Origin of the sequence: Nostoc sp. S13, from assembly GCF_029379315.1 — a bacterium.
GTDB lineage: Bacteria > Cyanobacteriota > Cyanobacteriia > Cyanobacteriales > Nostocaceae > Nostoc.
The window spans coordinates 1-26,427 of record NZ_JAQYWQ010000035.1; the positions used below are offsets into that span (position 1 = coordinate 1).

At 41.0% G+C, this 26,427-nt stretch carries 25 protein-coding genes; 13 read left to right on the forward strand and 12 right to left on the reverse strand.

Features of this window, described 5'->3' with window-relative positions; all coding sequences use genetic code 11:
- The first annotated feature begins 258 nt into the window (after positions 1-258).
- From PUQ00_RS13280 to PUQ00_RS13300, 5 genes are all read left to right on the forward strand, one after another.
- Positions 259-1,929: a phosphatidylglycerol lysyltransferase domain-containing protein gene (locus PUQ00_RS13280; protein WP_300416983.1), complete on the forward strand. Its 1,671-nt coding sequence runs from the start codon at positions 259-261 to the stop codon at positions 1,927-1,929.
- Entirely contained in the window at positions 1,930-2,103 is a 174-nt protein-coding gene (locus PUQ00_RS13285; protein WP_300416986.1) for a hypothetical protein, read from the forward strand.
- Between the two features lie 15 nt (positions 2,104-2,118).
- Positions 2,119-2,373, forward strand: a complete 255-nt coding sequence (locus PUQ00_RS13290) for a class I SAM-dependent methyltransferase (protein WP_300417096.1) — start codon at positions 2,119-2,121, stop codon at positions 2,371-2,373.
- On the forward strand, positions 2,374-2,610 hold the full coding sequence (locus PUQ00_RS13295) for a hypothetical protein (protein WP_300416989.1): 237 nt from the start codon (positions 2,374-2,376) through the stop codon (positions 2,608-2,610).
- 349 nt (positions 2,611-2,959) lie between these two features.
- Entirely contained in the window at positions 2,960-4,351 is a 1,392-nt protein-coding gene (locus tag PUQ00_RS13300) for a hypothetical protein (RefSeq protein WP_300416992.1), read from the forward strand.
- A 283-nt stretch (positions 4,352-4,634) separates the two neighbouring features.
- Here the strand turns inward: PUQ00_RS13300 and PUQ00_RS13305 are convergent, their stop codons facing one another.
- Entirely contained in the window at positions 4,635-5,108 is a 474-nt protein-coding gene (locus tag PUQ00_RS13305) for a hypothetical protein (RefSeq protein ID WP_300416994.1), read from the reverse strand.
- A gap of 653 nt (positions 5,109-5,761) precedes the next feature.
- On the opposite strand from PUQ00_RS13305, the gene PUQ00_RS13310 reads away from it, so the two are divergent.
- A complete protein-coding gene (locus PUQ00_RS13310; protein ID WP_300416997.1) occupies positions 5,762-6,037 on the forward strand; it encodes a DUF485 domain-containing protein in 276 nt (91 codons plus the stop codon).
- Positions 6,038-6,230: 193 nt separating this feature from the next.
- Positions 6,231-7,799 carry a sodium/solute symporter gene (locus tag PUQ00_RS13315; protein WP_300416999.1) on the forward strand — a complete coding sequence of 523 codons (1,569 nt, stop codon included), beginning with the start codon at positions 6,231-6,233 and terminating at the stop codon, positions 7,797-7,799.
- Between the two features lie 91 nt (positions 7,800-7,890).
- Here the strand turns inward: PUQ00_RS13315 and PUQ00_RS13320 are convergent, their stop codons facing one another.
- The 4 genes from PUQ00_RS13320 to PUQ00_RS13335 form a co-directional block, all read right to left on the reverse strand.
- Positions 7,891-8,676, reverse strand: a complete 786-nt coding sequence (locus PUQ00_RS13320; RefSeq protein WP_300417002.1) for a hypothetical protein — start codon at positions 8,674-8,676, stop codon at positions 7,891-7,893.
- A gap of 365 nt (positions 8,677-9,041) precedes the next feature.
- On the reverse strand, positions 9,042-9,275 hold the full coding sequence (locus PUQ00_RS13325; protein ID WP_300417005.1) for a hypothetical protein: 234 nt from the start codon (positions 9,273-9,275) through the stop codon (positions 9,042-9,044).
- Positions 9,276-9,997: 722 nt separating this feature from the next.
- Positions 9,998-10,840 carry a tetratricopeptide repeat protein gene (locus PUQ00_RS13330; RefSeq protein ID WP_300417008.1) on the reverse strand — a complete coding sequence of 281 codons (843 nt, stop codon included), beginning with the start codon at positions 10,838-10,840 and terminating at the stop codon, positions 9,998-10,000.
- 335 nt (positions 10,841-11,175) lie between these two features.
- The gene (locus tag PUQ00_RS13335; RefSeq protein ID WP_300417010.1) at positions 11,176-12,096 is read right to left on the reverse strand and encodes a ribonuclease D; all 921 of its coding nucleotides are present in this window, start codon (positions 12,094-12,096) and stop codon (positions 11,176-11,178) included.
- Between the two features lie 460 nt (positions 12,097-12,556).
- Between PUQ00_RS13335 and PUQ00_RS13340 the strand changes: the two genes are divergently transcribed.
- Complete coding sequence (locus PUQ00_RS13340) at positions 12,557-13,030, forward strand: BON domain-containing protein (protein ID WP_300417013.1); 474 nt, start codon at positions 12,557-12,559, stop codon at positions 13,028-13,030.
- Between the two features lie 354 nt (positions 13,031-13,384).
- On the opposite strand, the gene PUQ00_RS32810 is transcribed toward PUQ00_RS13340, so the two are convergent.
- Complete coding sequence (locus tag PUQ00_RS32810; RefSeq protein ID WP_366145958.1) at positions 13,385-13,525, reverse strand: nuclease A inhibitor family protein; 141 nt, start codon at positions 13,523-13,525, stop codon at positions 13,385-13,387.
- An 86-nt stretch (positions 13,526-13,611) separates the two neighbouring features.
- Positions 13,612-14,433, reverse strand: coding sequence for a carbonic anhydrase (locus PUQ00_RS13345; RefSeq protein ID WP_300417015.1), 822 nt, complete (start codon positions 14,431-14,433; stop codon positions 13,612-13,614).
- 366 nt (positions 14,434-14,799) lie between these two features.
- Between PUQ00_RS13345 and PUQ00_RS13350 the strand changes: the two genes are divergently transcribed.
- From PUQ00_RS13350 to PUQ00_RS13360, 3 genes are read left to right on the forward strand one after another with little or no spacing between them, the layout of a single operon-like run.
- Positions 14,800-15,069, forward strand: a complete 270-nt coding sequence (locus PUQ00_RS13350) for a hypothetical protein (protein ID WP_300417017.1) — start codon at positions 14,800-14,802, stop codon at positions 15,067-15,069.
- 37 nt (positions 15,070-15,106) lie between these two features.
- Complete coding sequence (gene smc / locus PUQ00_RS13355; protein ID WP_300417021.1) at positions 15,107-18,766, forward strand: chromosome segregation protein SMC; 3,660 nt, start codon at positions 15,107-15,109, stop codon at positions 18,764-18,766.
- Positions 18,767-18,824: 58 nt separating this feature from the next.
- Positions 18,825-19,823, forward strand: coding sequence for a PRC-barrel domain-containing protein (locus PUQ00_RS13360; protein WP_300417024.1), 999 nt, complete (start codon positions 18,825-18,827; stop codon positions 19,821-19,823).
- Positions 19,824-19,991: 168 nt separating this feature from the next.
- Here the strand turns inward: PUQ00_RS13360 and PUQ00_RS13365 are convergent, their stop codons facing one another.
- Positions 19,992-20,153: a hypothetical protein gene (locus tag PUQ00_RS13365; protein ID WP_300417104.1), complete on the reverse strand. Its 162-nt coding sequence runs from the start codon at positions 20,151-20,153 to the stop codon at positions 19,992-19,994.
- Between the two features lie 165 nt (positions 20,154-20,318).
- Between PUQ00_RS13365 and PUQ00_RS13370 the strand changes: the two genes are divergently transcribed.
- Positions 20,319-22,043, forward strand: coding sequence for an ABC transporter ATP-binding protein (locus tag PUQ00_RS13370; protein ID WP_300417027.1), 1,725 nt, complete (start codon positions 20,319-20,321; stop codon positions 22,041-22,043).
- A 381-nt stretch (positions 22,044-22,424) separates the two neighbouring features.
- Here PUQ00_RS13370 and PUQ00_RS13375 read toward each other — a convergent pair whose 3' ends face one another.
- Positions 22,425-23,882 carry a protein adenylyltransferase SelO family protein gene (locus tag PUQ00_RS13375; protein WP_300417030.1) on the reverse strand — a complete coding sequence of 486 codons (1,458 nt, stop codon included), beginning with the start codon at positions 23,880-23,882 and terminating at the stop codon, positions 22,425-22,427.
- A gap of 122 nt (positions 23,883-24,004) precedes the next feature.
- Here PUQ00_RS13375 and PUQ00_RS13380 point away from each other — a divergent pair, with 122 nt between their 5' ends.
- On the forward strand, positions 24,005-24,682 hold the full coding sequence (locus PUQ00_RS13380) for an SMI1/KNR4 family protein (RefSeq protein ID WP_300417033.1): 678 nt from the start codon (positions 24,005-24,007) through the stop codon (positions 24,680-24,682).
- 25 nt (positions 24,683-24,707) lie between these two features.
- Here the strand turns inward: PUQ00_RS13380 and PUQ00_RS13385 are convergent, their stop codons facing one another.
- From PUQ00_RS13385 to PUQ00_RS13395, 3 genes are all read right to left on the reverse strand, one after another.
- The gene (locus tag PUQ00_RS13385; RefSeq protein ID WP_300417035.1) at positions 24,708-25,163 is read right to left on the reverse strand and encodes a hypothetical protein; all 456 of its coding nucleotides are present in this window, start codon (positions 25,161-25,163) and stop codon (positions 24,708-24,710) included.
- 450 nt (positions 25,164-25,613) lie between these two features.
- On the reverse strand, positions 25,614-26,189 hold the full coding sequence (locus tag PUQ00_RS13390) for a GNAT family N-acetyltransferase (protein WP_300417038.1): 576 nt from the start codon (positions 26,187-26,189) through the stop codon (positions 25,614-25,616).
- Positions 26,190-26,248: 59 nt separating this feature from the next.
- Positions 26,249-26,389 carry a hypothetical protein gene (locus tag PUQ00_RS13395; protein ID WP_300417041.1) on the reverse strand — a complete coding sequence of 47 codons (141 nt, stop codon included), beginning with the start codon at positions 26,387-26,389 and terminating at the stop codon, positions 26,249-26,251.
- Positions 26,390-26,427: the final 38 nt, after the last annotated feature.

Genomic DNA, 26,427 nt, shown 5'->3' on the forward strand with positions numbered 1-26,427 from the left:
CCTTGTAGAGACGCGAAATTTCGCGTCTCTACATTCTTTTTCGGAGATGTCTAATGACTATGGTTAGCATAACTAATTATGCGGACATGATATTATGGAGAAAATTCAAAACATTAAAACTTAATCCGTATAATTAATACAGCCTATAAAACTGGTTTTTTTATTATTTTAGTCCAGAAAAAGAGTGCTAGAGCCAAAACTTCTAACTCCTAACTCCTAACTTCTAACTTCTAACTTCTAACTTCTACTTTTAGACTAATGACCAATAATTTAAAAACTCAGATTGGACTTTGGAGTGCAGCTTTCCTTACAGGTTTAGTCGGAGTAGTAAATTTGTTCTCAGCAGTGACACCTACCCTGTACGGACGAAATCACTGGTTGAAGGGATTTTTACCATTTGAAATCCGTGCCAGTGGTCATATATTTGCAGCGTTGACTGGGTTTGTTTTACTAGCACTTGCTACTAACTTATTACGCCGAAAAAAAATCGCCTGGTTACTGACGATTACTTTACTAGTGATTTCCATTTTCAGCCACTTGCTGAAGGGATTGGACTATGAAGAAAGTCTACTCTCTGGAGTTTTGCTGGTGCAATTAATTTTGATGCGCCATTTGTTCACGGCGCAATCAGACCGTCCTTCGATCGCACGGGGAGTTCGAGCGCTGATCGGGGCTTTATTATTTACTCTGGCATATGGAACTATTGGATTTTACTTGTTAGACGGCAAGTTTTCAGAGAATTTTAATTGGCGGGAAGCGATAGTTCAGACTTTGGCGATGTTCTTCACTGAGGATAATTGGGGACTGCAACCAAAAAGCCGATTTGGAGATTTTTTTGCTAATTCTATCTATATTATTGCCGCAGGTACTATTACATATGCAATAGTAATGCTGTTGCAACCTGTGTTTTGGCGGAATCTTGCAACTACAGATGAGCGGCAAAAAGCTAAAGAAATTGTTGAGCAATATGGATGTTCTTCTTTAGCAGCGTTCACACTCTTGAATGATAAAAGTTATTATTTCAGTCCTTCCGGTAATAGTGTAATTGCTTATGTTCCTAAAGGACGGGGCGCGATCGCCTTAGGAGATCCCATCGGTCCGATTGAAGACCGCAAAGAGACAATTGTTGCTTTCCAGCAGTTTTGCCAGCGCAATGACTGGTATCCTGGGTTTTATCAAACTTTGCCCGATGATGTTCAGCTTTACAAGTCATTGGGGTTTAAAGTACTCAAGATTGGAGAAGAAGCGATCGTTGACCTAAAAAGTTTTACGTTACAAGGTAAAGCCGGTAAAAACTTTAGACCATCAATCAGTCGTTTAACTAAGCTAGGATACCAAATAGAGTTTTACCAACCACCCATCGCCGATGCTTTGTTGCACCTGCTCAAACCTGTGAGTGATGAATGGCTGAAAATGGTACAAGGTTCGGAAAAACACTTTTCTTTGGGTTGGTTTGAGGAAGCTTACCTGCGAGAGTGTGAGATTGCTGTGATACATAATCCTGAAGGTCAGATCAGCGCCTTTGCCAACATTCTCCGAGAGTACCAACTCAACGAAGCCACTATTGACATGATGCGACACCGCCCGTCGATTGAAAATGGCACAATGGACTTTCTATTTATTTCCTTACTGCAACATTTTAAAGAGTCTGGCTACGACAGCTTTAATTTCGGTCTTTCTGCCCTTGCTGGAGTTGGAGAGAATCCAGAATCACGCCGCTTGGAGAAAGTATTGCACTATCTTTATGGGCATTTGAATCGCTTCTACAATTTCAAGGGATTGCACGCCTACAGAGAGAAGTTTCGCCCCCGTTGGGAACCACGTTATTTGGTTTATCCCAGTTTAGCCGCCTTACCCGATGTAGTTGTGGCATTGATTCGCGCCGATTCAGGCGATCGCCTCTTCGATTACTTCAAACCTGGAGCTTAAATGTGGACTCAAAAAATTCGGAATGATTTTGACCGAATTGCTTTGCATGAGCAACAAGGTTGGAATCACAACAGTCACTATCACAATTTTATACTTAAACAGTTACCATTGCACTGTGAAAATGTTCTTGATATTGGGTGTGGAACTGGTTCATTCTCTCGTCTTTTAGCTTAACGTGCTGATAGAGTTATTGCAATAGATTTATCTCCCAAGATGATAGAAGTTGCTAAACAAAAATCTCGGCAGTATCCAAGAATAGATTATCAAGTTGCTGACATTTTGCAGTGGCAGTTTCCAGTAAAACAATTTGACGCAATTGTATCTATTGCAACTCTTCATCATTTGCCATTGGAAAACTTATTGCCCAATTTGCAAGCTGCCTTGAAGCCGGGTGGTAAGCTTGTAATTCTAGACTTGCTAGAGCATGAAAATATACAAGATTGATTGAGCGATTTTCTTGCTGTTCCCCTGAATTGGATATTTCAGACGTTTAAGAACAGACATATCAAGCGATCGCCAGAAGCAGCGATCGCAATGAAAGAACATCTTCGCACAGACAAATATCTGACTCTCTCGCAAGCACAACGAATTTATACAAAGTCACTCAAGGGTGCAATGGTTAGAAAACACCTATTCTGGCGTTATTCAGCAGTATGGCAGAAGTCGTCAGTAACACCATAACACCTCATTGCAGGGCGATATCTACGATGGGCTACGCCTACACAACTTGGCATATTGTGGTACAATTGTACTATAGCAAATAAATATCCGGTGAGTATGCAACGCTAAGTTTACCAGGCGATGCCCAAAGTTGGTAGTAACTGAACACCCCTAATAACTAGTTCATGAATGCAATCATGAGCAGACGATATTTGTGTAGTATATGCCAATTTTAGCATTTTTTGGGCATCAAAATCTTGTGTATTTTTACTTTAAATTTGCACGGTTATAACAGATGATTTTAGAAGAATAATAGACTTCATAAACCGTGGTTTTAACAGATTATTGACCTTTACATGGAAGTTGAAAAATGAAAAATAATCAAATTTCTCTGGTAGAACTAATCCAAGTTTTTGCAGAATATCACCACAATATTATCGTCAATATCAAGCACCTGCAAGAACATTATCAAAGAACAGGTATCAAGCGTGTTAAAGGTGTTAGAGACGAAAATGGGGAACTGCTTCAACCTTGGTTGCGAACAGAATATATAGATAATGCTGAGTATGTTGGTATGGGCGAGTTTGAGTTTAACCGCAATAGTGCTACTATCAATATGCTTATCAAATGTAGAGTCAAACTTGCTAAATTTGAAGACCAAACCCCCACTCTTGAAGTAGCAGGTTTGCTGGTAAATGATCTGAATACCTTTAATAACTACACGATTGTAAGTGATGGCAAAATTAATATAAAGTCGTTACAAGTCAAAATCAGCAGTAAAAAAGCTTTTGACTTGCTCAAAGAAAAAGGCATACTTGATGTAGAAGAATTTGACTTCAATGCTGAATATTCTATCCAGCTAGATAACTTGCCGCTTGTAGCTGCTAATAGTTGTTATAGCAGTATTGATAGACTATTTAATGAACTAGCAGAAATTAAAGTACTGACTAGTATTATTTGCGCTCACTTAAAAAATGAGTCAGATGTATTTATCCCGGCACAGTTAGATGAGTTTCAAAAGCACTATCTGTCTAAGAATATTTACCTCAACTTTCCTACAACTAACGAATACACTGATATCAATGAAGGTTTAATTAATGGCACTATTGACTCAAGATTGAGCTATAAAATCGACATCGGTAGTCAAGATATTCTGAATCTCAGTAAGTTACCTTCGGCTAACAAGTTTCTGAATAGAATGTATCGTCTTTATGACAAAGAAACTGGAGAAATTATCATTAAGCCGAGTTTTGCGATCGCATTTAATGAAAATCTTGCTGTTAGGCACAGGTTACTGTCATCACGTACCAAGATTACGAAAGTTGACGAGTTGATGAAACCGATTTTTGATGATTTTATTGGGCTTGAGCAAAATGGCATTGTTGGAGGTATTCTTAAGAAAGTTGGTGCTGATAGTTTGGCGCAGTTATTGCAGGATAAACAAACTGGTAAGCAGATCAGCAAAGAGGAAATGGTTGCAGCTTTGACGACGGCAAATAAGAAGCTAGAACAATATGCAGAAAAAATTTACCAAGATAAGATATCTCCTTTAGTATTTTACATTGGTTGTACTGGACTATTCCCAGAACATATGAAAGCAAAAGCCATGACTGCTGAAGAAGCTGCTGCTAAATACCCAAATTTGCAATTATCTAAAGATGAGCAACAAGCTACTTTTTTTGTAGTTGGTGATAGTATTATCAGCATCTATGCCAAAACTGAATATTACAGCAAACTTATTTCTGTCGGTGTAGACAATTAGATTATATATACAAATCAAATAAGATTGGTATATGCAATCAGTAGAACTCCTAATCCGGTTCGGTTAAGCCCAAAAAATAAAAATATGTCGGTTGGCTTGAGGAACGAAACCCAACATTTTCAGGGATTTGTTGGGTAACACTAAAGTTCAACCCAACCTACAAATCTTTCATGTTAACCGAGCAGTATTGGGCTATGCCTACGCACTATTAAATCGCTGATTACCCCTAATTTTTAGCACCTAAGAAAAATCTTACTGCTTTGAAAATTAATTTGCCTTAAGATTAGTAGTTCTCTATTCTCTGGTAGCGTCCACCTTGATTTCTGCCACTAATTGTTTGTAGCTCGATAATCTCTTTACCACCTCGAATAACAACACCGAACTGGCTATAAGGTGTAGAGGTTCCATCCTCAAAAGTTTGAGTACCCTTAAGTTCAAAACTGCAATCCGTCGCAACTTTGTAAGTAGCAGTAATTGTGTAGGCTTTGATGACTCCATCAATACTGCTAAAGCCTTTGCCTTGATGGTTGCCATTGCCATCAAATTTAGCTGTTCTGACTGCCGTGTAATCTACAGTTCCGTTTTTAGTTTTTCGAGAACCTGTATCTTGCAATCCATAGGCACCTTCTATAGTTGCGTTATTACAACTATTGCTTACCTTGTCAGCCATAGCCGGACGAACACAAAGAGTACTTAGAAGGGAACCTACTACTGATGCAGTGATTACTGCTTTAAGCGCAAGATTTTGACAAATCATGATAAATATCTTGTGTGATAAAAGGTTAGCAAATAACTGGTAGGTTAGAATTGAAACACAAAAAAATATGGTCAAATATAAGATTTTTTGACCTAATTAAGATGCGTTTATCCTGTGGAGAAAAAGGGGGTTTATTTTCCTTACCCAGAGTGATAAAAAAGCGTTAATCAGTCTTAAGTTTCAGCACTTTGCAGCTAGCTAAATTTAAAAAATCCACCGAGAAGCGGTTTTAGAAATTAGCAAGCCTACCGACTATATATCTAAGTTAAAACTTTGATATTTAATTGCAATTTAGCTCAAAACTGACTTTTAAATAATACACATAAATCAAAAACACTTTTTATAAAGTTTTGATGAAGAATGCCAGGAAACCAAAAACTCTTAGGCTCATTTTGGGTAAAAGACTAACAACTAGACTGTTGTCTAATTGGAGTGAGATCAATGAGCCTGTAATTTGCTGTTATTTAACTTGTTATTTGCTTTTAGTTAGTCATGAAATGTGTCTGAGTTAATAAAAAATTAGCTGTATATCAGGCAAAGTTAGTTTTATTACCTGATATGGCAATAGATTTACTAATAATCTTTAAGAAAATTACGCAGAAATCAACTTCAATGAGACAATCTGACCTAATCTTCTCAACCCAAAGGAAGACATGAGCGATCACACAAAGGCTCTCCAGGCTCTCGCGGCTGAACGTTGGCGGGTATCGCTGATTCTCAGTGGAGCCATGATGTTTATTTACTTTGGCTTTATCCTATTAATCGCGTTCAATAAGCCCCTGCTGGGGTCATTAGTAGTTCCTGGCCTCAGCTTGGGAATTTTACTAGGGGCGCTAGTAATTGTCTCAGCATGGGTATTAATTTTTATCTACGTGCGTTGGGCAAATAGTAGTTACGACGACCAAATCGCCAGGCTGACACGCAAATGAATTAGCTATTAGCAATTTCTAAAACACCAATTCAGTAATCCTGGAAGAACCTCTCCCCCAATCCCTCGACCTTGGTGTCAGCCTGCCGTTAGCCAAGCCCAGAGGGGAGTTTTGCTCCCCCTTCCCTACAAAGGGGGGGCTGGGGGGTTAGGTTTTTTCTAATCCCAAATCCAAAATACTAAACCAAAAAAGCATGAATAGTGTGTGGTTCGATCTGCCACTAGCGGCGGATATTACCAGTCTTGGTAAGTTTAACCCGTTGGCGATCGCTTTCTTTTTTCTGTTTGTTGCCAGTTCTTTAGGCATTACCTATTGGGCGGCAAAGCTCACCAAAAATACGGCACAGTTCTATACAGCTGGCGGTAAGATCAGCGGTTTCCAAAATGGGCTGGCCCTAGCAGGAGACTTCATGAGTGCAGCTAGCTTTTTAGCTATCGCTGGGCTGGTGGCACTCAACGGCTTTGACGGCTTAATTTATTCTATTGGCTTCCTGGTGGGCTGGCCAATTGTCATGTTCCTAATTGCCGAACCACTACGTAACTTAGGTAAATACACTTTTGCCGATGTAGTGGCTTATCGCTTGCAGCAAAAACCTGTACGTATTGCATCTGCGATCGGAACGCTGGTAGTGATTAGCTTTTACTTAATTGCCCAGATGGTAGGTGCTGGTGAGCTAATCAAACTATTGTTTGGCTTTGATTATGAATTAGCTGTGGTTATTGTCGGTTGCGTAATGATGGCTTATGTGATTTTTGGCGGGATGATTGCCACCACTTGGGTACAAATTATCAAAGCAGTTCTGTTGCTCGGTGGAACTATCTTACTAACTATCCTGGTACTGGCACGATTTGGCTTTAACCCGATCGCTCTTTTCGCTGCTGCATCCCAGAAGTATACAGGTGTATTAGCTCCAGGCAAACTGGTTTCTAACCCCTTGGATGCTATCTCTTTAGGGATGTCGTTGATGTTCGGCACTGCTGGACTACCGCACATCCTAATGCGTTTCTATACAGTACCCGATGCCAAAGCAGCGCGGCTCTCTGTTACTTACGCTACAGCTATTATTGGCGTTTTTTATCTCCTTACTTTTATCCTGGGCTTTGGAGCGATGGTGCTAGTAGGTAAAGATGCCATTGAGAAAATTGGTACTGGTGGTAACATGGCTGCGCCGATGTTAGCAGAATATCTCGGTGGTGATGCTTTCTTAGGCTTTATAGCTGCTGTTTCCTTTGCAACTATTTTGGCAGTTGTCGCTGGGTTGACACTCTCAGGTGCGGCTGCATTGTCCCACGATTTGTGGGTGAACGTAGTGCGATCAGGTCATGCTGACGAGTCAGAACAGCTGAAGGTAGCTCGCGGTGCGACAATGGTTTTGGGATTAGTAGCGATAATTCTGGGTATTTTGTTTAAAGGGCAAAACGTTGCTTATATGGTAGGTTTAGCATTTGCGATCGCAGCTAGTGCAAACTTCCCAGCGTTGCTCTTATCAATGCTTTGGCGACGCTTCACCACCAATGGTGCGGTTGCGAGTATGTTAGTAGGTACTGTCTCCTCATTGGTGCTGATTTATTTGTCACCTACTATTCAAGTAACAATTCTCAAGCACGTTTCTGCACCCTTTCCGTTGAAAAATCCTGGATTAATCAGTATCCCACTGGCGTTTATTGTGGCGATCGTCGTTTCACTATTGAGTACTGAACAGCAGGCACTAGACAAATTTGCGGAAGTTGAGGATCGCATTCACATTGGTTCTGGGCTGTGATGAATGTCAAAGCACAAACAATTCTAAGCGGCGAAAGCCGCTTAGAATTAGCGTGGAAACTGATTTGTTGGGCTAGGTAAACCTAAACAGTTTAGGAGCGATCTTGTATCCGTAAAATAGTAGTGCCTACAGAATCCGCTAATTCCAAATCTTCTAAAAACATTTCATTAACAGTTTTTTGACGGTAAATCATCATTTCCCGCACCCAAGATTCATGACCTTGCTCGATGTACCTACCAATACAGTAACCAGAGTACTCAATATGCTTAGTTTCATCGAAAATCAACAAATCAGACATTCGAGTTACTTTTGCTAAGTGCTTAGGTGTAGAATATGCTTGCAGTACTGGACGCAACAATAATTGTAGAATTAATGCCCGAATTTCTAAGAGATTGATTTGGATAATCTCATCCATCACCAATTTTTCATCCATTATCTGAGCTGAAGAAATGGGTACTAGAGGCGGATGCTTGTGGTGATAGTATTGCGGAGATAAGGCTTTCAACTGTGTGCGGAAATCTGCTTCTATTTTCGTCGGAAAAATAATATTCAACAGTGCCACAAACATTAGTGAGTGGCGCGACTCATCAATCGAATGATTTCTCACCAACTGGGCAAACTCCTGATTTGCGATCTGCTCCGAAAATTGCCAAACTTGTTTAGAACCAGTTCCTTCTTCAGCGACGTTAGTAATCAGGGAATTAGAGAACCACTCAGCATTACGAGCAAACTGACGATAGGAATTACCGTACCATCCCATACCGTGTGGTGGTGGATGAATTTCGCAAGCCTGCCTCAAAACACTTTGATAATCTTCAATAATCTGACAGTTATAACGTTGTAGATAATTGAGCGCCAACTCACTAACATTGTTCATATATTTTATCTTAAAACAAACTATATTTAGTATAATTTCTACCCTTGATTGGATAATTATTAGTAGCACATAGCTCTTAAAGTATGGGTGCAGATACAAATATTAGAAGATACTTGAAAAGTATTGGATGAATATAATTCGCTATTACACAAACGTTCGCGTAGCATCTGGCAGAGAAATCTGCTTTCAAGTTTGAACGCCGACTTCCGGCGCTCAGACTTCAAAGCTGACTAATAAAAAATCAAGAGTTTTAAACCCACGGATGTGGGTAAAGTCTCGTGGAGCCAGGATTTATAGTCGCCAAGGCTAGTAATAAATTAGACTTGTTCATTCATCCTGTTAAACTTAATCTTTCAATTTAATAATTAATCGTCTTTGCTATTGGGTGATACTGCAACGATTATAATTCCAAAAGGGTGCTTGGTTGGTACTGCAACGATTATAATTCCAAAATGGTGCTTCGGAGGGAATGGACAGTTACTACGAGTCGAAATATCTTTTGGCGCACTTGTACCACCTTTGATTGCCTCCATGTCTTCTTGACTTAAATCAAAACTAATTAATTCATTATTTAGATTCTCTAGTTTTATATTTTCCATCTGTTTAACCTCAATTTAATTAGTATCAAGCGGAAAGAATCTCTAAATACACAAGCTTTTTTCTGAGTTCAAGAATTTAAACAACGCTTTTCAAACAATTCGTTGCTTAATTTATCTTGAAAATTCACTATTGTTTTACAAACTAGCATTATTCCTACACAGTTTAGCAATTATTACATTATGTAAAAGGGACATAAATAATTTATTTTTACTCGAATATTAATAGTAGCTAGGTCAAAGGCGAATGGCACGCTTGAAAAGTTAAAAGCTATGAAAGAAAGGATTGCAGCCTTTCAATGCCATTGAGCAGTAGTTGGATGGGTCAGGCGATCGCCATTAGTGTCAACTTAAGGTGAAAGTTAGCCTAGAACCAGCTTTTAGGAGATTATCTCGAAAAGAAGTCTCTGACTCTTAATGCATTCGCAGAGGCTCCGCCTCAAGACTTGCGGCAGAGCCGCGATGAGGTGCATTTCCAGGCAGAGAGAGGCTAAAGGCTTCACGTTAAGTTGACACCAATGGGCGATCGCCCTCTCATCTGCGCTAGGGGCAGTTGTAAAATAAAAAATTATTTGTCGTCGTTAACACGTTAGTGTCGCTCGCTTGATGCACCATCAATTTAAAAGTTTAACGACACTAATTAATTTAATAACACGACAAATAAATTGTTATCCGACAAGATAACTCGGTGACCTGTTCGTTTTTAACTAAAACCCTGCTTTTGCCTACTGTCCAAGTTCTTTGATGTTATTCATCACTTGTTGGTATAAGTCGTTATTACCCTGACTTTGAAAAATGCTTGCTGCTTGTTCCAAGTCCTTAAGGGCACCCTGTTTGTCTCCATTGGTGGCGCGGGCATTTCCCCGGTTATTGTAGGCAGGGGCAAAGTTAGGATTGAGGCGAATGGCTTCATTGTAATCTGCGATCGCACCCTGTGGATCTCCATTGGCAGCACGGGCATTTCCCCGGTTATTATAGGCAGGAGCATATTTGGGGTTGAGGAGAATCGCTTGGTCAAGATCATCTATTGCCTCTTTTTTGTCTCCATTAGTGGCGCGGGCATTTCCCCGGTTATTGTAGGCTTCGCCATAGTTGGGATTAAGGCGAATCGCTTCACTATAATCTTTGACTGCTTCTCTGTTGTTTCCTAGTGAGGCGCGGGCATTCCCCAAGTTATTGTAGGCTTCAGCGTCGTTAGAATTGATGCGAAGTGCTTGATTGTAATCTGCGATCGCTTTGTCCTTGTCTCCCAAATCAAAATAGGCTAATCCCCGACCGTTGTAGGCAGCGCCATATTGAGAATTTTGAGCAATTGCCTTACTATAAGAAGCGATCGCGGCTTGCAAATCGCCGTTTAAATGCTGATTCTTTCCCTGAATATAGAATTCCCCACCAATGGAAGTTGTCGCTGAACGACGACTAGGTGGACTGACTCCTATTTCTGTTACCAACACATTTTCATTCTTACTACAAGAAACAGTGCTAATTGCGGTCAATGTAGTAAAAATAGCTATGGTAAATAAAGTATTTACCCTTATTCGCTTTTGCCTAAATAAACGCCGTCTCATAAGTTAATATAAACTGCCATAACGCCTGAACAAAATTATTCCCCAAATCTAGATTTTAATTCTTTAACTCAATAATTATTCTAAGTTTTGATACAATACAGTTCAGTTAAGCATTTCTTGCTTCTCTTTCTTTGCGGTTTGTTAAAAAAATTGACTTTGACAAAGAGTTTTAGTCTTAACCCAAGCGTATTGAGTTTTGATATAAATATAAAATCAATTTACAAAATTATCTGATATTCAATAGCTTTATTTAATGGTTATTTGTCAAAGGAATTAGAACTATCAAGTATAAAACTTACTATATAAATTCTGGTATTTGTAACCTGATAAACAATTTACTCATCCTCAGTTTCACTCTCTTGAGTTTTGGGATTCAGCCGCCAAGAAGTAGTTTTGTCAATATCTACAGACAGATGTTCCAGATTTTGCCCTAAATCTTTTTGGAGTTTCTGAGTTAGTGTGATTGGAAAATCTAAATTAATACCTTGAGTTTGTGCTAGACTTGCCAATTCTATAAAAGTAGCTTTGACTGTAGTGCGCTCATAACTAGTCAGCTTATAATCAGAAGTTTCCGATATATTCTGAGCTTGCATGGCTTTTTTCATGCGTTCTTGTAAATGCTCAAATTCGGAATTCAACAACTTCCATTGTTGCTCAAGTTGCGAGTATCTGGTACTTAGTGATATTAAGTCTTCAGTTGCAGGATCGGGGCTAGCTTGGGCTTGTAAGCTTAACAGATTTAAGTGGATTTGAGCAAGATAAATACAGTCTAGGTAAGCATACTCTATCTGTTCTTCAGTCAGGGGACGTTTTCCCCAATCGCTTTCTTGTTCTTGTTTATCGATATTGTTAAAGCTACAAAGTGCAGTAGCTATGGTTTTGAGTTGGTAGTTGGGTAATGGTAAAAGATAATAGGGAATTTTTTTTGCTATTTCCAAAGTGCAAGTAATATTTTTGGCTTTCTTGTTACCGAGAAGCTTTAGATCATAGCTGGCGTTGTGAAAAACTTTTTCAATGGCAGAATTTCTCATAATTTCATCAATAAATTCAGCTATAATGTTAGGCTGATCTAGGACATCTAAAAGGTAGACGCGATCGCCACTCATATCTTTAGCATTATCTAATACCTGAATCAGCGAGAGTCGGGGATTACGACTTTTATAGTCAGCTACTTCTGTATCTATCCACAGCGTTTTAGCATTGGTATATTCAGCAACAATGGCACGAATTTCGCGGGCGGAAGTAAGGTACGGCATTGGCTAATATTTCCTGATATTTAAGGCATTGTAAGCAATCCATAGTTTTCTAAAGTAACATTTTGTTGGTAATTTTGCTGGCACAGTATTGCCAAAATGCTGAAGTTTTGAGTTGCAATCGCCAAACTGACTTAAATCTGATAACATCGAATCACCACTGTGGAATGGCATAGTCTACCATTGAAAGAGCTACTCAGCATCTACGTTAAATTCATAGAAAGCTACAGACTGTATGCAGAGCCATCCTGGTTAACAGCCGTTAGGAAAATTAAATTGACATTTCTTAAAACTGGCAGCAAAATCTTAGTCTTAAGAAATCGTCCCAATTTTAATTTTCAGTAACCTGAGTGCTTGCTTGGGCACTTTTGCTACCTCACCTTTAATTGTTTTTTAACATCTGCTCCTCACCATGACACACACCTCAATTAATCGCTTCAAGTACTCAATTCGGAGATAGATAATGAAAAAGCTAATTCCATTACTAGTTAGTAGCATTTTGGTAGTTGGTACTTTTGGCTGTCAAGAGGCTCCTAAAACTGGTTCGGAAACTCCTAGCACTACTAATGAAGCGGCTCAAGCACCAGCAACGCCAGCTTCGCTGACAAATCAAACTACGGATAAAACTACTACCAAAATTCCAGGAAAAGAAACGACTCCTTTAGTAGCTAGTACAGGCACTAAAGTTAAAATTGATTCTGAAAAAACAGCAGGAACAAAAGCTAAGAGCAACTTAAAAACTGAAGTTAGCGAAAAGTTGAACAAAGGCTTACCAGGAAATAAGTTACAAGTTGAAAACAAAGAGGGTGAAATTATCCTCAAAGGCACAGCGACTTCTGTTGAAGAACTCAAAAAAGCTGAAACTTTGGCTAAGGAAGTTCAAGGTGTGAAAACGGTGAAGGTGGAAGCAAAAGTTTCATCTGTGAAAAAACTATAAAAGAATAACTGAAGCTCTCAGCTAACATCGGCATGAAAGCCAAACAGGGACTTACATCTGTGTAAGTCTCTGTTTTTTACTTGCTTAAATAAAAGTAAGGAATAGGTAGGTAGTTGATGCCACTTGAGTAACTTTATAAACCTATGGTTAATAGTTAAAGTCTTATAAAAAAGACTTAAAAATGGTTTTAGTCAACTTGAGTAGACTTCAGTTTAGCTATAACTTATTTTTATAAATACCTCAAAATCTCCAAGATGTAATTGGAGTAAAAACTGATTAAGTCTCTACTATTTTAATTTTTAGTCCGACTACATCTTCATCAACTCTGCCGGGGATGTAAGGATAAATTGAAATTTATCCCAAACAAAATACTTGTATATCACTTAAACTGTTTTGGACGAACTCTACAAGATGGCGATATTTTTGGACTGTTAATTTTTCTTTATACCAATCTGTCTCTTGAGTTGCCTTTTGAATAAATCCCTCAAGAGTCAATGTCTACCTAGTGGTTTAAGTCTAGTCCTACAAAATCCGTTTCAGTCATGGTAATATGTGGAGTTATAATTCTATATTTTCATCTTTCAACTTCCATTATTTGAACCTCGATAAATGCGCTCCATTTGCTCTGGAGAAAGGCGTTTCATTGGAAACCACTCAAATGGAGAAACAGACACTTTCTCATAAGATTGAACATCATACTGCTGGTTTTGAGGGGAATGCACTACTACATTAGTATTTGGAAACTGACCCCTGAGCGACTCATTTATTTCTGATTCTGGAAGCTGAGTTTGAGGCAAAACATAAGCGTGCTTCTGGGGATCGTATGCAAAAACTTCTCCTGTTTCAATGTGATAAATCCAAGCATAAATGCTGAGTTCCCCCTGATGAAGCTTAGAGTGAATCACTGGATACGTCCGTAAATTCTCAATTTGAGTAAGAACATTTTCGGCAATCATAATTTCTAGCAGTTCTTCTCCGTCATAGTGACTGTAGTGGTCTATAACTAGCCTTCGAGTTGCTTCTGCATATTTAAGCCAATCATGTACGAGCGGCATTTCATCGCTGAGGCTGTGTAACTTCATTAGTCCTTTCATTGCGCCGCAATGAGAGTGACCACAAATAATAATTTGGCGAATATCTAAAGCTTGAACAGCATATTCAATTGTCGCACCTTCACCGCCATTACTTGCCCCATATGGTGGAATGATGTTGCCTGCATTGCGAATGACAAATAATTCACCAACTTGGGCTTGTGTAATTAGATTTGGATCAAGACGTGAATCAGAACAGGTAATAAACAAGACTCTGGGCTTTTGACCATGTGAAAGTTGCTCAAACAATTGTTGATGTGTCGAAAAATAGCTAGATTTGAATTCGCGCAGACCTTTAATTAATTTCTTCATTACTAAGTTCTACAAATATTTGGGAGTTAAGAGGCAAATCACAGAGAGGATACTCAGGTAGTAAAGAGGGATTTATTTGTACGTTTTTACAATTGTAAAGATTACTACATTATAAGTTCGTTTGGTACTTTTAATTTCCTCTGGCATTTGCTAAAGTTACTTTTTTCTCTTGGTATCGTCTGTTTTTCAGCAGGTCACATTACTGTGTGAGACCATTTCTTTGTAGGCTGCGCTAAATTTTCTTGACTTCTTATTTGTTTCTTTTTTTGTGTCCTACTCTGCGGGAAGCCACTTGTGTCTATGCGCCCTTTGGGGTAGCCTGTCTTGAAAAGTGACGCTCATGCATCGCTAAGGCTGCGCTAACAGATGCCTGCGCCAACGGCAAGAACCGCCGCTCAGACTTTTGCTACGACTAGAGCGATCGCCTGCGGTAAGCCCAACGGGAAAGCCAGTCGCTCATGTCATGGGGAAAACCACGCCACTTGCTCATTGGGGAAACCCCCTGTTCCCGCAGTGGCTCCCCTTAGCGCTAGCCTGTCCATTTGGGAGAAAGAAGACCGCGCTGGCTCACCGCTACGCATCTACAATGATCCCCTATTCTGCTCTCTACCCTCTTGCGAATTTTTAATTAGTTGATACACTTGTTCTTCATTAGCCCAGTGAACCAGCGCCTATGGTGCACATCAAGCGCGTGGAACTTACGAACTTCAAATCCTTCGGTGGCACTACCTCAGTCCCTTTGCTACCGGGGTGTACTGTCATATCTGGGCCAAATGGTTCGGGTAAATCGAATATTCTAGATGCACTGCTATTTTGTCTGGGACTCTCCAGTTCTAAAGGAATGCGAGCCGATCGCCTGCCGGATTTGGTAAATAATACTCAAACGGCTAAAGGACGGGCTTCTATTGAGGCTAGCGTCACGGTGACATTCGATTTGTCGGATGAAATCTCATCCAAAGACACAAAGGCGCAAAGGGAGGAAGCAGAGGAAGCAGGGGAAGCATGGGAAGCAGGGGAGGCAGGGGAGGCAGGGGAAGAAAATCCAAAATCCAAAATCCAAAATCCAAAATCGGGAGAGTGGAGTGTTACTAGAAGGCTGCGAGTAACTCACCAAGGGACTTACACATCGAATTACTATATCAATGGTGAAGCTTGCACGCTGACGGAGTTGCATGGGGAACTAAATAACCTGCGGGTTTATCCTGAAGGCTACAATGTGGTGCTGCAAGGGGATGTCACCAGCATTATCTCAATGAATACGCGGGAACGGCGGGAAATTATTGATGAATTGGCTGGGGTGGCGGCGTTCGATCGTAAGATTGTCCAAGCTAAATCAACTTTAGATGAGGTAAAGGAAAAGGAAGATAGCTGTCGGATTATCGAGACGGAATTAACTGCACAGCGCGATCGCCTTTCCCAAGATCGGGCGAAAGCTGAGAAATATCAAAAGCTTCGCACGGAATTTCTGGCAAAGCAATCGTGGGAAGCTGTTTTATCATGGCGATCGCTACAAGCACAACAAGAAAAGTTAGTTAGCGAAATTCAAAGTGGCGATCGCAATTCTAGTGAACTGACTACCCAACTCACAAACCTAAATTCCGAAATCGTCCAAAAAACTGCTGAACTGGAACAACTCAATGCCCATGTAAAAGCATTGGGAGAAGAAGAACTTTTGGCGGTACAATCTACCCTCGCCACCCAAGAAGCAGAACGTAAACAACTCCAGCGTCAGCTAACAGAATTACAAACAGCTTCCCAAGAAACTGCCAAACGTCTGGCTCAAACTCAGCAAGAGATTCAAAAACAGCGTCATTCCCTAGAAGAAATTGCCGAAACACAGATTGTAGAGACGGGATTCATCGCGTCTTTCCAGCAGCAAAGAGATGAAGCACAGCAAGCGCTACAAAGTTCTCGCGAAGCAGCCGCAGAAATTGCCTCGGCTTCGGAAGCGTGGGTGCAGCAACAAACGGCATTCAACCGTCAAATTGAAGCTTTGCTGCAAACTCTGGAACCGCAACGCACGGAACAAGCACAACTCAGGGAACGCAATCACCAGTTACAGCAGCTGATCCAAGAGCAAACCCAGTTAATTGAACGCGACGAACCCCTTTTAGCAGAAAAACAAGCTGAGTGTAGTCGAGTTGAAACGGAATTTAACGCCTCTAGCGAACCCATCCAAAATTTAGCCCAAAATCTCTCAGCCACAGAACAAGAACTGCAAATCCAACAGGAAACCCAAAAACGGTTACTTTCTGAACAACGAGAAAAACAACGCCAGTTGGATAAAATAGAGGCGCAAGCGCAAGCACAGCAAGAAGTCCAAGGAACCCAAGCTAGTAAAGTTATTTTACAATCGGGAATGCCTGGACTTTGTGGCTTAGTTGTACAGTTAGGAAGGGTGGAACCCCGCCATCAGCTAGCTTTGGAAATGGCTGGCGGTGGGCGCTTGGGACATATTGTGGTGGAAGATGACGGGATCGCCGCAGCCGGGATTGAACTGCTCAAACAGAAACGTGCAGGGAGGGCGACTTTTTTACCACTGAATAAAATTCACGCTCCCAAATTTACTCAAGATGCAACGCTGCGTTTTGCCAACGGTTTCATCAACTATGCTGTTAACTTAGTCGATTGCGATCGCCGTTATAAAGATGTATTTAGCTATGTTTTCGGGAACACGGTGATATTTGCCAACCTGGAGGCGGCCCGGAAAAACTTAGGACTATATCGCATTGTCACCCTAGACGGGGAATTGTTAGAAACTAGCGGTGCAATGACTGGTGGTAGTAACACCCAGCGTTCAGCCTTGCGGTTTGGGAATGCAGAAGCGGCGGAATCTGATGAAGCGATCGCTTTCAGAAATCGCTTGGTGGACATTGAGCGGGTTTTAGAGCGTTGTACTGAGGCGATCGCTACTTTGTCAACCAGAACCAAAAAACTGACGCAGGAAGTGATAGAAGCGCGTCAGGCGCGGCGCGAACAGCAGTTGCAAAGGGAACAGTTGCAAAAAGATATTAAGAGTTTAACAGCGCAATTAGAGGGGACGCGAGCGCAACTCGCCCAAAACAGCGAAAAGTTAGGCACTGCTCAATCTCGATTGGAAATTTTAGAGCGGGAATTACCGGGACAAGAAACTCAGTTGCAACAATTGCGACACGCTTTAGCAGAGTTAGAAGCATCTCAAACTCCCAGTGAATGGCAACAAATCCAGGCAACAATTAAAATTCAAGAGCAACAATTGCAACAACGGGAGACGGCGTTACGCGAAGCTGAACAAAGATTAAAAAATTTGGAAAATCAGCAACAGCGATTGCAAGAGAAAATCCAAGAAGGTGAAACGCGAATTACAGAATACGAAACCCAACAAATCTCTTGTAGAGACGCGATGAATCGCGTCTCCACACAAATCACAACGATAGACAACCAAATCACCCAAACCCGCGCCAACCTCAGCCAAATGGAACAAAATTTGGGGGAAGAGAAACAAAAACGCGACGCCACAGAACAGGAAGTGCGATCGCATCTTTTGCGCCAACAACAATTGCAATGGGAAATCCAAAAACTCCAAGAAACCCAAGAGAAACGGCGGGAGGAATTAGTTGCTTTACAAAGTCAGTTGCGGGATGTGGGAGCAGAATTGCCAAATCCGTTGCCGGAAGTTCCAGATCAGGTAGACTTGGAAGAATTGCAAAAAGAATTGCGATCGCTTGCTAAACGTTTACAGGCAATGGAACCTGTGAATATGCTCGCGTTGGAAGAATACGAACGCACTCAAAACCGCCTCCAGGAACTGACGCAAAAATTAGAGACACTACAAGGGGAACGCACCGAATTACTTTTGCGGATTGAGAATTTTACCACATTACGGCAACTTGCCTTTAAAGAGGCGTTCGATGCTGTGAATGAAAACTTTCAATCGATTTTTGCGATTCTTTCAGACGGCGACGGCTATTTACAACTCGAAAATCCCGAAGATCCCTTTAGCAGTGGACTGAATTTAGTCGCGCACCCCAAAGGCAAACCCGTACAGCGCCTAGCTTCCATGTCTGGGGGAGAAAAATCACTCACCGCCTTGAGCTTTATCTTTGCCCTGCAACGCTACCGCCCATCGCCATTTTACGCCTTTGACGAAGTGGATATGTTTTTGGATGGGGCAAACGTAGAACGATTAGCTAGAATGATTAAGCAACAGTCACAACAAGCGCAATTTATAGTTGTGAGTTTGCGTCGTCCGATGATAGAATCAGCCGAACGCACAATTGGCGTTACTCAAGCACGAGGAGCTTACACTCAAGTTTTGGGGATTAAGTTACAATCATCCAATACATCTGTTTGAGTTTTTGGTAATAATAGTGTATAGATAAACCGGATTCGAGATCAGGACTCGGTATAGAATGACCTCTGAACAGATAATTAGGCGTTCCGACATATTAAATACCCAGGTGATTACCCGCGACAACGGTAAGCGGCTAGGCATCATCAGTCAAGTCTGGGTTGATATTGATCAACGAGAGGTTGTGGCACTTGGTTTGCGAGACAGCCTGATCTCTATTTCGGGCATACCGCGCTATATGTACCTCAACAACATCAACCAGATTGGTGATGTCATCCTGGTTGATAACGAAGATGTAATTGAAGATATTGAAGTTGAATCTCTCAGCAATCTGATTAGCTGGGAAGTAATTACAGAAACAGGGGAAGTATTAGGCAAAGTTCGGGGTTTCAAGTTCAACGCCGAAACCGGGAAGCTTAACTCCATAGTCATTGCTTCTTTAGGATTGCCGCAAATTCCCGATCAATTTCTGAGTACTTACGAGTTCTCAGTGGATGAAATTGTCAGCACAGGCCCCAATCGGTTGATTGTGTTTGAGGGAGCCGAAGAACGAGTAAACCAATTAACAGTCGGTTTACTAGAGCGTCTGGGTATCGGCAAAGCCCCGTGGGAGCGCGATGCAGAAGAAGAATACGGCGGCTATACTCCACCGCGTCAAGTTGCACCAGGCAATCAACTGCCTAGCGGAGTGCCATTGCAGCCACCCAGGCAAAAAGTTCGCGCCCCCGAACCCGTAGCGCGGGAAGAGGAATGGAATGAAGACTATGTGGAAGAAGAAAGGCCACAGCGTCAAGTAATGAAGGCACAGCAGTATGAATCTATTCAGTACGAAGAAGACGAGGAAGAAGATAACTGGAGCGAGGCCACAGGCAGCGACAGATATCAACAACCGCAACCGCTAAAGTATGAAGCAAAGCCCTATAGCAAGCCATACGTTGATGAATACGATGATTATGACGACGTAGACGGCGATGCTTGGGAAGATGCGCCGAAGCCCGTGAATATTCCCAAGAAAGTCAAGGAAAGACAGCCAGAATACGAAGAAGAAGGCGGATATTAACTAATTCGTAATTCGTAATTCGTAATTCAATTGGAAAATTAGGAAGTATTTTAAGATTAATTCAGCCTTTTCCTTACTTAACAAGGAGAGGGCTAATTTTTTATGATAAGTGAGGGGTGGAAGGGTTATGGTTAAGGCAAGAGACGGCGATTTATCGCGTCTTTGCGATTAGCGGCGTGTCATCAAAAAACTATGAAATTGTTCAGCAATTTCTTCTGGTGTTTTGCAGCGATAGATGTCCTCGTAAAGAATGCTCTCAATCCCAATGCGGGTTCCTTTGAGTCGGATGTCATCTGGTGCAAGCACGTTGAAATACTCTTCCAGTTTCATAAAGCAAGGCCCCTCAACTGAACATTCAACTTCAATCATAAAAGAACACCGGGAAACTCTACGATGAACGCTAAAACAGTTTGTAACTAATTAGTTAACTGTTCAGAAACTCCCCAAAAGCTGCTAGCGTCAAACAAAGGAGAATATCGTTGTGGACGTTACAGCTTGAAAACCCGTTCTAATTACTGGCAACTGCTGCCTTATATCCGACTACAGTGGCAAACTATCACCAAGGGACTTGTTGGTATCTTGGGATACGTACTGGCGACATTAGTGTTGATCAATCTCGCCGGGAAATTGGCAATTCCCTTTGCCCAAGGTAATGTAGTAGCGATCGCTCAAATAACTGGCAGCTGTGCTTTAGTCTTTCTTGTTAGAGGCTTGTTTCAGTCTATACAAGATATGTACATGGCGAAAGCTGCTTTGAGAGTTGCTTTTCATCTCCGCCAACAAGTCTACGCCCATCTTCAAAAGCTAAATCTCAGCTATTTTGAAACGGCAAAAGCAGGTGATTTATCTTACCGCCTCACCGAAGATGTTGACCGCGTTGGCGAAGTGGTAAATAAAGGATTTCACGATTTTATCCCCTGCATTTTGCAGTTGCTGGCAATTCCGATTTACATGATTTACCTAAATTGGCAACTGACATTAGCAACGGTGATTGTTGCGCCGCTGATGGGTATTTTAGTCGGGTGGTTTGGTGAACGGTTACGCAAGTATTCCTTAAAAAGTCAAAATCGCGTGTCGGGTTTATCAGCCATCCTCGCGGAAGTTTTCAACGGTATTCGTTTGGTACAGGCTTTTGCTGCCGAAAATTACGAAATCGCCCGGTTTGGCCATGAAGCAGAACGCAGCCTCAAAGCAAAATACTCAGCCGAACGCCTGAAAGCGATTCAGATTCCGATCATCGGATTTCTGGAAGCCTTAAGTGGGTTATCGTTACTGATTGTGGGAACGTGGCAAATTTCCCAAAATAACTTGACAGTGGCGAATTTTTTCAGTTACCTGGCGGCGGCGGCGCTGTTAATTGATCCCATTGGTCATACTACTAACAACTACAACGAATTTAAGCAGGGTGAAGCATCTGTTGACCGCGTTTTTGAATTGATGGCAATTCAGCCAACAGTGATCGAAAAGACAAATGCGATCGCTCTCCCCGCAGTCAAAGGCAAGGTAGAATATCGTCATATTTCCTTCGCCTATAAACCAGGTAAACCTGTCTTAAAAGATATCAGTTTATTGGTATCGCCAGGTGAAGCGATCGCTCTTGTGGGTGCTTCTGGTGCTGGTAAAACCACATTTGTGAATCTTCTCCCCCGTTTTTACGATCCCGAAGTTGGTCAAATCTTCATTGACGGTGTTGATATTCGGGATGTCAAGCTGCATAGTCTGCGACGACAAATTGGGATTGTTCCCCAAGAAACCATCATGTTTTCAGGGACAATTGCCCAAAATATCGCTTTTGGACAAGACGTTTTTGATATAAAAGCAGTTAAAGAAGCGGCAAAAATTGCTAATGCCCATCAGTTTATTAGCCAACTGCCAGAAGGTTATCAGACTTGGGTGGGTGAACGTGGGGTAAACTTATCTGGTGGACAAAGACAAAGAATTGCGATCGCTCGTGCTGTTCTGCTCAATCCCCAAATCTTGATTCTGGATGAGGCGACATCAGCCTTAGATTCCGAGTCGGAAGCACTGGTACAGGAAGCGCTGGAAAGATTGATGGAAAAACGGACAGTATTTATTATTGCTCACCGTTTATCAACAGTTAGACGGTGCGATCGCATTTTAGTTCTCGAACAGGGTCAAATTGTCGAATCGGGAACCCATGAAGAATTGTTAGCCCTAGAGCGTCGCTATGCGCGGTCTTATGCCCAACAATTTAGTTAGAGGTAGGGGAAGTTCGAGGTTTTGAGACAACCGTAGGACTTACGCACACTCTACGATTCTTGGCGTTCTTGGAGTCTTGGCGGTTCCATAAATTAAGCTTTTTAGGGTCAGCCCCACTCAAATCAACCGCTATCATGAACAAACTAATTTTGCTGCAATTAACACTTCAAGCGAAGTTTTCATTTTCATGTAATAAATTTGCTTTAAACTTGTTATTTAATTACTAACATAAAGTTTCGTTTTCATTTTATATTTTTCATTAATGGTGATCCCATTTCTTTGTGAGGCTGCCTCGGGCAAACGCATCTAAATATTGACAATAAAGCAAGCAGAGGGGCAAAGGAAAAAAAGATTTTCGGTACAAGCCTTGCCCCTTGCTAACTATCTCCTAGACTGAATTGCCTTGATTAACTCATAAAAAGGTTGCCAATTATCTTCCTGAGCAATTGGTTCCCAAATAGATTCAATCAGAGGTCTTAATAACGCCGTTTTCGGATTATGAATAGTTAGAGTTTGCGTGATTAGATGGATGCGATCGCTATCAAAATCATTCAAAATTTGATGGTATAGTATGCACCAATCATCAAAAATTGCTGACGCGCCCGGTACTGGTACAATATCGCAACCATTCATCACAAAAGCTGGTTCATCTCGCCATTTAGATGAAAAAGTGCGAGCCATCTCATAAAAGAATTGGTGATAACCAACTTGGCTCACTTTCAAAAACTCAATCGTTAGATTCAAGAGTTCTTGAGCTTGTGGATGTACCAACTCCACAAAACCTAACTTTTTCAACATCAAAGAGCTGTATTCAGCTTGATAATATTCATCAAACCTAGTTAAACCAGCCTCCATTTCCCCTTTATCTATGATTGCTTTTAAAGGTTCCTGGAGTATTTCTAGATTCAACTGGCAAATACTTGGTTGATGACTGTAACAGTAGCGTCCAGAATAGTCAAAATATGCAGCTATAAAGTAAGGGTCATAAGTAGGGATAAATCCATAAGGGCCATAATCAAAACTCTCTCCGGTAATCGACATATTGTCAGTATTCAGAACTCCATGACAAAAGCCAGCCGCCATCCACTGCGCTGCTAGTTCTGCAACCCGTTCAACTAATTGGGCGTAAAACAGGGCATATTTATCTTGTTCAGTACTTAAGTCTCGATAATACTGCTCAATTACGTGGTCTAACAGCTTCTTAGTTAAATCTGGACGCTGGAAATAGTGCAGTCGCTCAAAAGTGCCAAACCGAATATGAGAACTGCTCATCCTGACCATCACAGACGAACGGGTAGGCGAAGGTTCATCGCCCCGCCAGAGGGGTAAACCTGTTTCAATCATGCTCAGACAGCGCGAAGTACGTACACCCAAGTAGTGCAGTGCTTCCGCAGCCAGAACTTCCCGCATTCCACCTTTGAGCGTCAGCATACCATCGCCACCACGGGAGTAGGGCGTCCTCCCAGAACCTTTTGTGCCAAAATCGTACAATTCGCCATCATTAGCGCGTACTTGCCCGTAGAGAAAGCCTCTACCATCACCCAACTGTCCGTTATATTCACCAAATTGATAGCCGTGGTAACGCAGTGCTAACAAGGGTTTGCGCCCCTGGAATTTACCAAAAGCTGTGATAAAATCTTCGTCTTTGACTACTTGGGGGTCTAGACCGAAACGGGGTAATAGTTCATCGTTACGCCAACGCAGGAGGTGTTGGGGAAATTCCGCAGCTGCAACCTCATCGTAGTAGTCACCGCCTAGAGATTCTAAGGCGCTTTCGTAGTTGAGGGTGAGAAAAGGATTGCTAGAATTCTTGTAGTTTGGAGTTTCAGCCAGAGTCATTACGAGCAAAGCTTAATTCATTCTTCCCTTAATACTACCTCTGGCTTCAGCATCAGCATAGACGCAAAAAGCGACCCATATCTAAAATATGGCAGGGACACCATTAAAATCTGGAGCAGATAATGAATAAAGTTTTACAATTAAAGAAAAAGTTGACTCAATTAGCTATTTTAGACGCGACATTTGAGGTTTTTGGCTCAGAAACACACCAATATCAATTTAAACCTTGCTTGAGTAACAAAGATATTCAAGTGTTTGAATCCAGATATAATATTACACTAGCAAGTGAATATCGAAACTTTCTCTTAGAAGTTGGTAATGGTGGTGCGGGCCCAGGATACGGCTTATCGGGACTGTCGGGAGTTGAAAATGAAGATATCATCCCAGAAAAATTATACCAAGAAAACTACGAAATCCTCTCTAAACCATTTCTTTTAACAGAAGCATGGAATGATTTAGATTTGATTGTCAAGAATAATACGGGTTTTATTGCCAACGGTGATGCTTACTTTGATGATAAATTTATTCAAGGCAGTCTCACCATTACAAATTATGGTTGTGGAATTTATGCGATGTTAGTTATTACTGGGGAGCAGTCAGGAAAAATCTGGATAGATGACCGTACTAATGATAATGGGATATATCCTGCTTCTTTGACTTTTTGTCATGCTTTCCATGACATTAATCCTGATGATTTTTATCCAGATAGGGATGAGGAGCAGCCTTTGAGTTTTTATGATTGGTATGAAGACTGGCTCAACCGAAGTTTGGAGCAAATTCGCCAGTCTTCCGAAACTTAACCGTAATTAAATAAAACTGAGTTTTTTATTTTGTAATTGGTTGTGATGTTGGTCGAGTAATTCCTACTGAGTTTGATGTTGGTTGTGATGTCTGTGAAGATAGAATTTTTTTCACTTGCAGCTTATAAGCTTGCAAAATTGATTGAATTTTTTTCTGTTGATCTTGATTCAGATCCAAAGATGTTAACACTGTTCTGACTCTCTGACGAGATTGCAGTGCTGCCTTAAACTTAGTAGTTTGGGACTGGTTTAATAGAGCCTCAATATCCTTATCTCTTTGCTGGCGAGCTATTTGGATTTGTAGGCGCTGTTGATTTGTGAGTTTAATTGGTTGGTGTGATGCAGAAATAGTCTGAGTTTTTAAGGCTGGTGTAGTGGGGGGATTTGGAACTGGTGTTGCCAAGGCAACTCCGTGTAAGATGCTAGCAAAAGCGAAGATAGTAGAAAAGACAGATAAACGCTTTATAGAATTAATGGACATTTTGAAAAACTCCTCAATCATTTAATCAAATTGGACACATCGGCTCAAGTAAACCTTGATAACTAAGCCGACTAGTGAACAAATATTACTATTGCATTTGCTTGTGGAGTTGTTGTGTATTTATGATGAATTTGCTATGAATTTGGAGATATTGACAACTGATATCTCAAATTCATTCAAACTCAGATATTGTATCATTATTAATAGCTGTATACTGGGCAATGCTGACAAAGTAAAAATAAGGGTTTGAGCGAAAGTTAAGCATCGGCACAGAGAAATCAGAGTTTGAGAGATATTTTGCGTAAGTTCTAATAACTTACACATTTGGGGTGTTCCCCTCAATAAATTCCCTAAGTTGCGTTCAAAATAGCATTTATAAATAAGGAAATTCACAAGCACGGATAGTTGGCAAAGAAAAGAAATATTCTTGAAAATTATACTCAGCTATATTTAGAATTTAGGTGTTTGCCAATTAGGATTGATTAGACTTGTCATAATATGATCTTCCCATTGCCCATTAATTAATAGATAGTCTCTAGCATATCCTTCAATGACAAAACCGAGTCTTTTGAGTACATTGCCACTGCGCCGATTGTGAGGCATATAATTAGCCATGATCCGGTGAAAATTTAACTCTTGAAATACATATTCAGTTGCGGCTTTTAGCCCTTCTGTCATATATCCTTTACCTTGTTTCTTTTCAGCAAGGCTATATCCCACATAGCAAAAATGAGCGACTCCTCGGACAAAATTACTAAAATTGACCGTTCCAATAATTACGGTGGGATTTTTTTTTGTAAAAATCAATAGTTTTAATGATTGCCCATTCAGAAATTCCAGAAAACTATTCTCTATCTGATACTGCCAATATTCTTCAGTGAAAAAACCATCAGCCCAAAGAGGGTAGAATGGAGTGAGATAAGTTTTATTATCAGTGAAGTATTTGAGAATTTGGGGTATATCTTCATGGATCGGCGCTCGTAATAATAGGCGATCGCTTGTAATTAGTGGCAGTTCTGATATCATAAATGACTTAATCTACGGGATTTGTTCCTAGAACATTCTCGCTGATTCTGTAAATTCTCTCATACCTGCGGTTTAGCAGCAGTAAAGTGAGTATTTTTGCTTTTAATCTGCCATTCAACCAAAATCTTGATAAGCTGATGTCTAATATCTAGATCCCAAGGATTGAGAGCTAATGGGTGATAAAGCACAGTGCGCGGCATAACTTCGATAAAATCGCTTTGCCCAAACGCTGTACCGC

Excerpts from the sequence above, each read along its gene's own strand:
- PUQ00_RS13280 (WP_300416983.1), top strand. The coding sequence starts at position 259 with ATGACCAATAATTTAAAAACTCAGATTGGACTTTGGAGTGCAGCTTTC.
- PUQ00_RS13285 (WP_300416986.1), top strand. The coding sequence starts at position 1,930 with ATGTGGACTCAAAAAATTCGGAATGATTTTGACCGAATTGCTTTGCAT.
- PUQ00_RS13300 (WP_300416992.1), top strand. The coding sequence starts at position 2,960 with ATGAAAAATAATCAAATTTCTCTGGTAGAACTAATCCAAGTTTTTGCA.
- PUQ00_RS13305 (WP_300416994.1), bottom strand. The coding sequence starts at position 5,108 with ATGATTTGTCAAAATCTTGCGCTTAAAGCAGTAATCACTGCATCAGTA.
- PUQ00_RS13310 (WP_300416997.1), top strand. The coding sequence starts at position 5,762 with ATGAGCGATCACACAAAGGCTCTCCAGGCTCTCGCGGCTGAACGTTGG.
- PUQ00_RS13315 (WP_300416999.1), top strand. The coding sequence starts at position 6,231 with ATGAATAGTGTGTGGTTCGATCTGCCACTAGCGGCGGATATTACCAGT.
- PUQ00_RS13320 (WP_300417002.1), bottom strand. The coding sequence starts at position 8,676 with ATGAACAATGTTAGTGAGTTGGCGCTCAATTATCTACAACGTTATAAC.
- PUQ00_RS13325 (WP_300417005.1), bottom strand. The coding sequence starts at position 9,275 with ATGGAAAATATAAAACTAGAGAATCTAAATAATGAATTAATTAGTTTT.
- PUQ00_RS13330 (WP_300417008.1), bottom strand. The coding sequence starts at position 10,840 with ATGAGACGGCGTTTATTTAGGCAAAAGCGAATAAGGGTAAATACTTTA.
- PUQ00_RS13335 (WP_300417010.1), bottom strand. The coding sequence starts at position 12,096 with ATGCCGTACCTTACTTCCGCCCGCGAAATTCGTGCCATTGTTGCTGAA.
- PUQ00_RS13340 (WP_300417013.1), top strand. The coding sequence starts at position 12,557 with ATGAAAAAGCTAATTCCATTACTAGTTAGTAGCATTTTGGTAGTTGGT.
- PUQ00_RS13345 (WP_300417015.1), bottom strand. The coding sequence starts at position 14,433 with ATGAAGAAATTAATTAAAGGTCTGCGCGAATTCAAATCTAGCTATTTT.
- PUQ00_RS13350 (WP_300417017.1), top strand. The coding sequence starts at position 14,800 with ATGCCTGCGCCAACGGCAAGAACCGCCGCTCAGACTTTTGCTACGACT.
- smc (WP_300417021.1), top strand. The coding sequence starts at position 15,107 with ATGGTGCACATCAAGCGCGTGGAACTTACGAACTTCAAATCCTTCGGT.
- PUQ00_RS13360 (WP_300417024.1), top strand. The coding sequence starts at position 18,825 with ATGACCTCTGAACAGATAATTAGGCGTTCCGACATATTAAATACCCAG.
- PUQ00_RS13365 (WP_300417104.1), bottom strand. The coding sequence starts at position 20,153 with ATGAAACTGGAAGAGTATTTCAACGTGCTTGCACCAGATGACATCCGA.
- PUQ00_RS13375 (WP_300417030.1), bottom strand. The coding sequence starts at position 23,882 with ATGACTCTGGCTGAAACTCCAAACTACAAGAATTCTAGCAATCCTTTT.
- PUQ00_RS13380 (WP_300417033.1), top strand. The coding sequence starts at position 24,005 with ATGAATAAAGTTTTACAATTAAAGAAAAAGTTGACTCAATTAGCTATT.
- PUQ00_RS13385 (WP_300417035.1), bottom strand. The coding sequence starts at position 25,163 with ATGTCCATTAATTCTATAAAGCGTTTATCTGTCTTTTCTACTATCTTC.
- PUQ00_RS13390 (WP_300417038.1), bottom strand. The coding sequence starts at position 26,189 with ATGATATCAGAACTGCCACTAATTACAAGCGATCGCCTATTATTACGA.
- PUQ00_RS13395 (WP_300417041.1), bottom strand. The coding sequence starts at position 26,389 with ATGCCGCGCACTGTGCTTTATCACCCATTAGCTCTCAATCCTTGGGAT.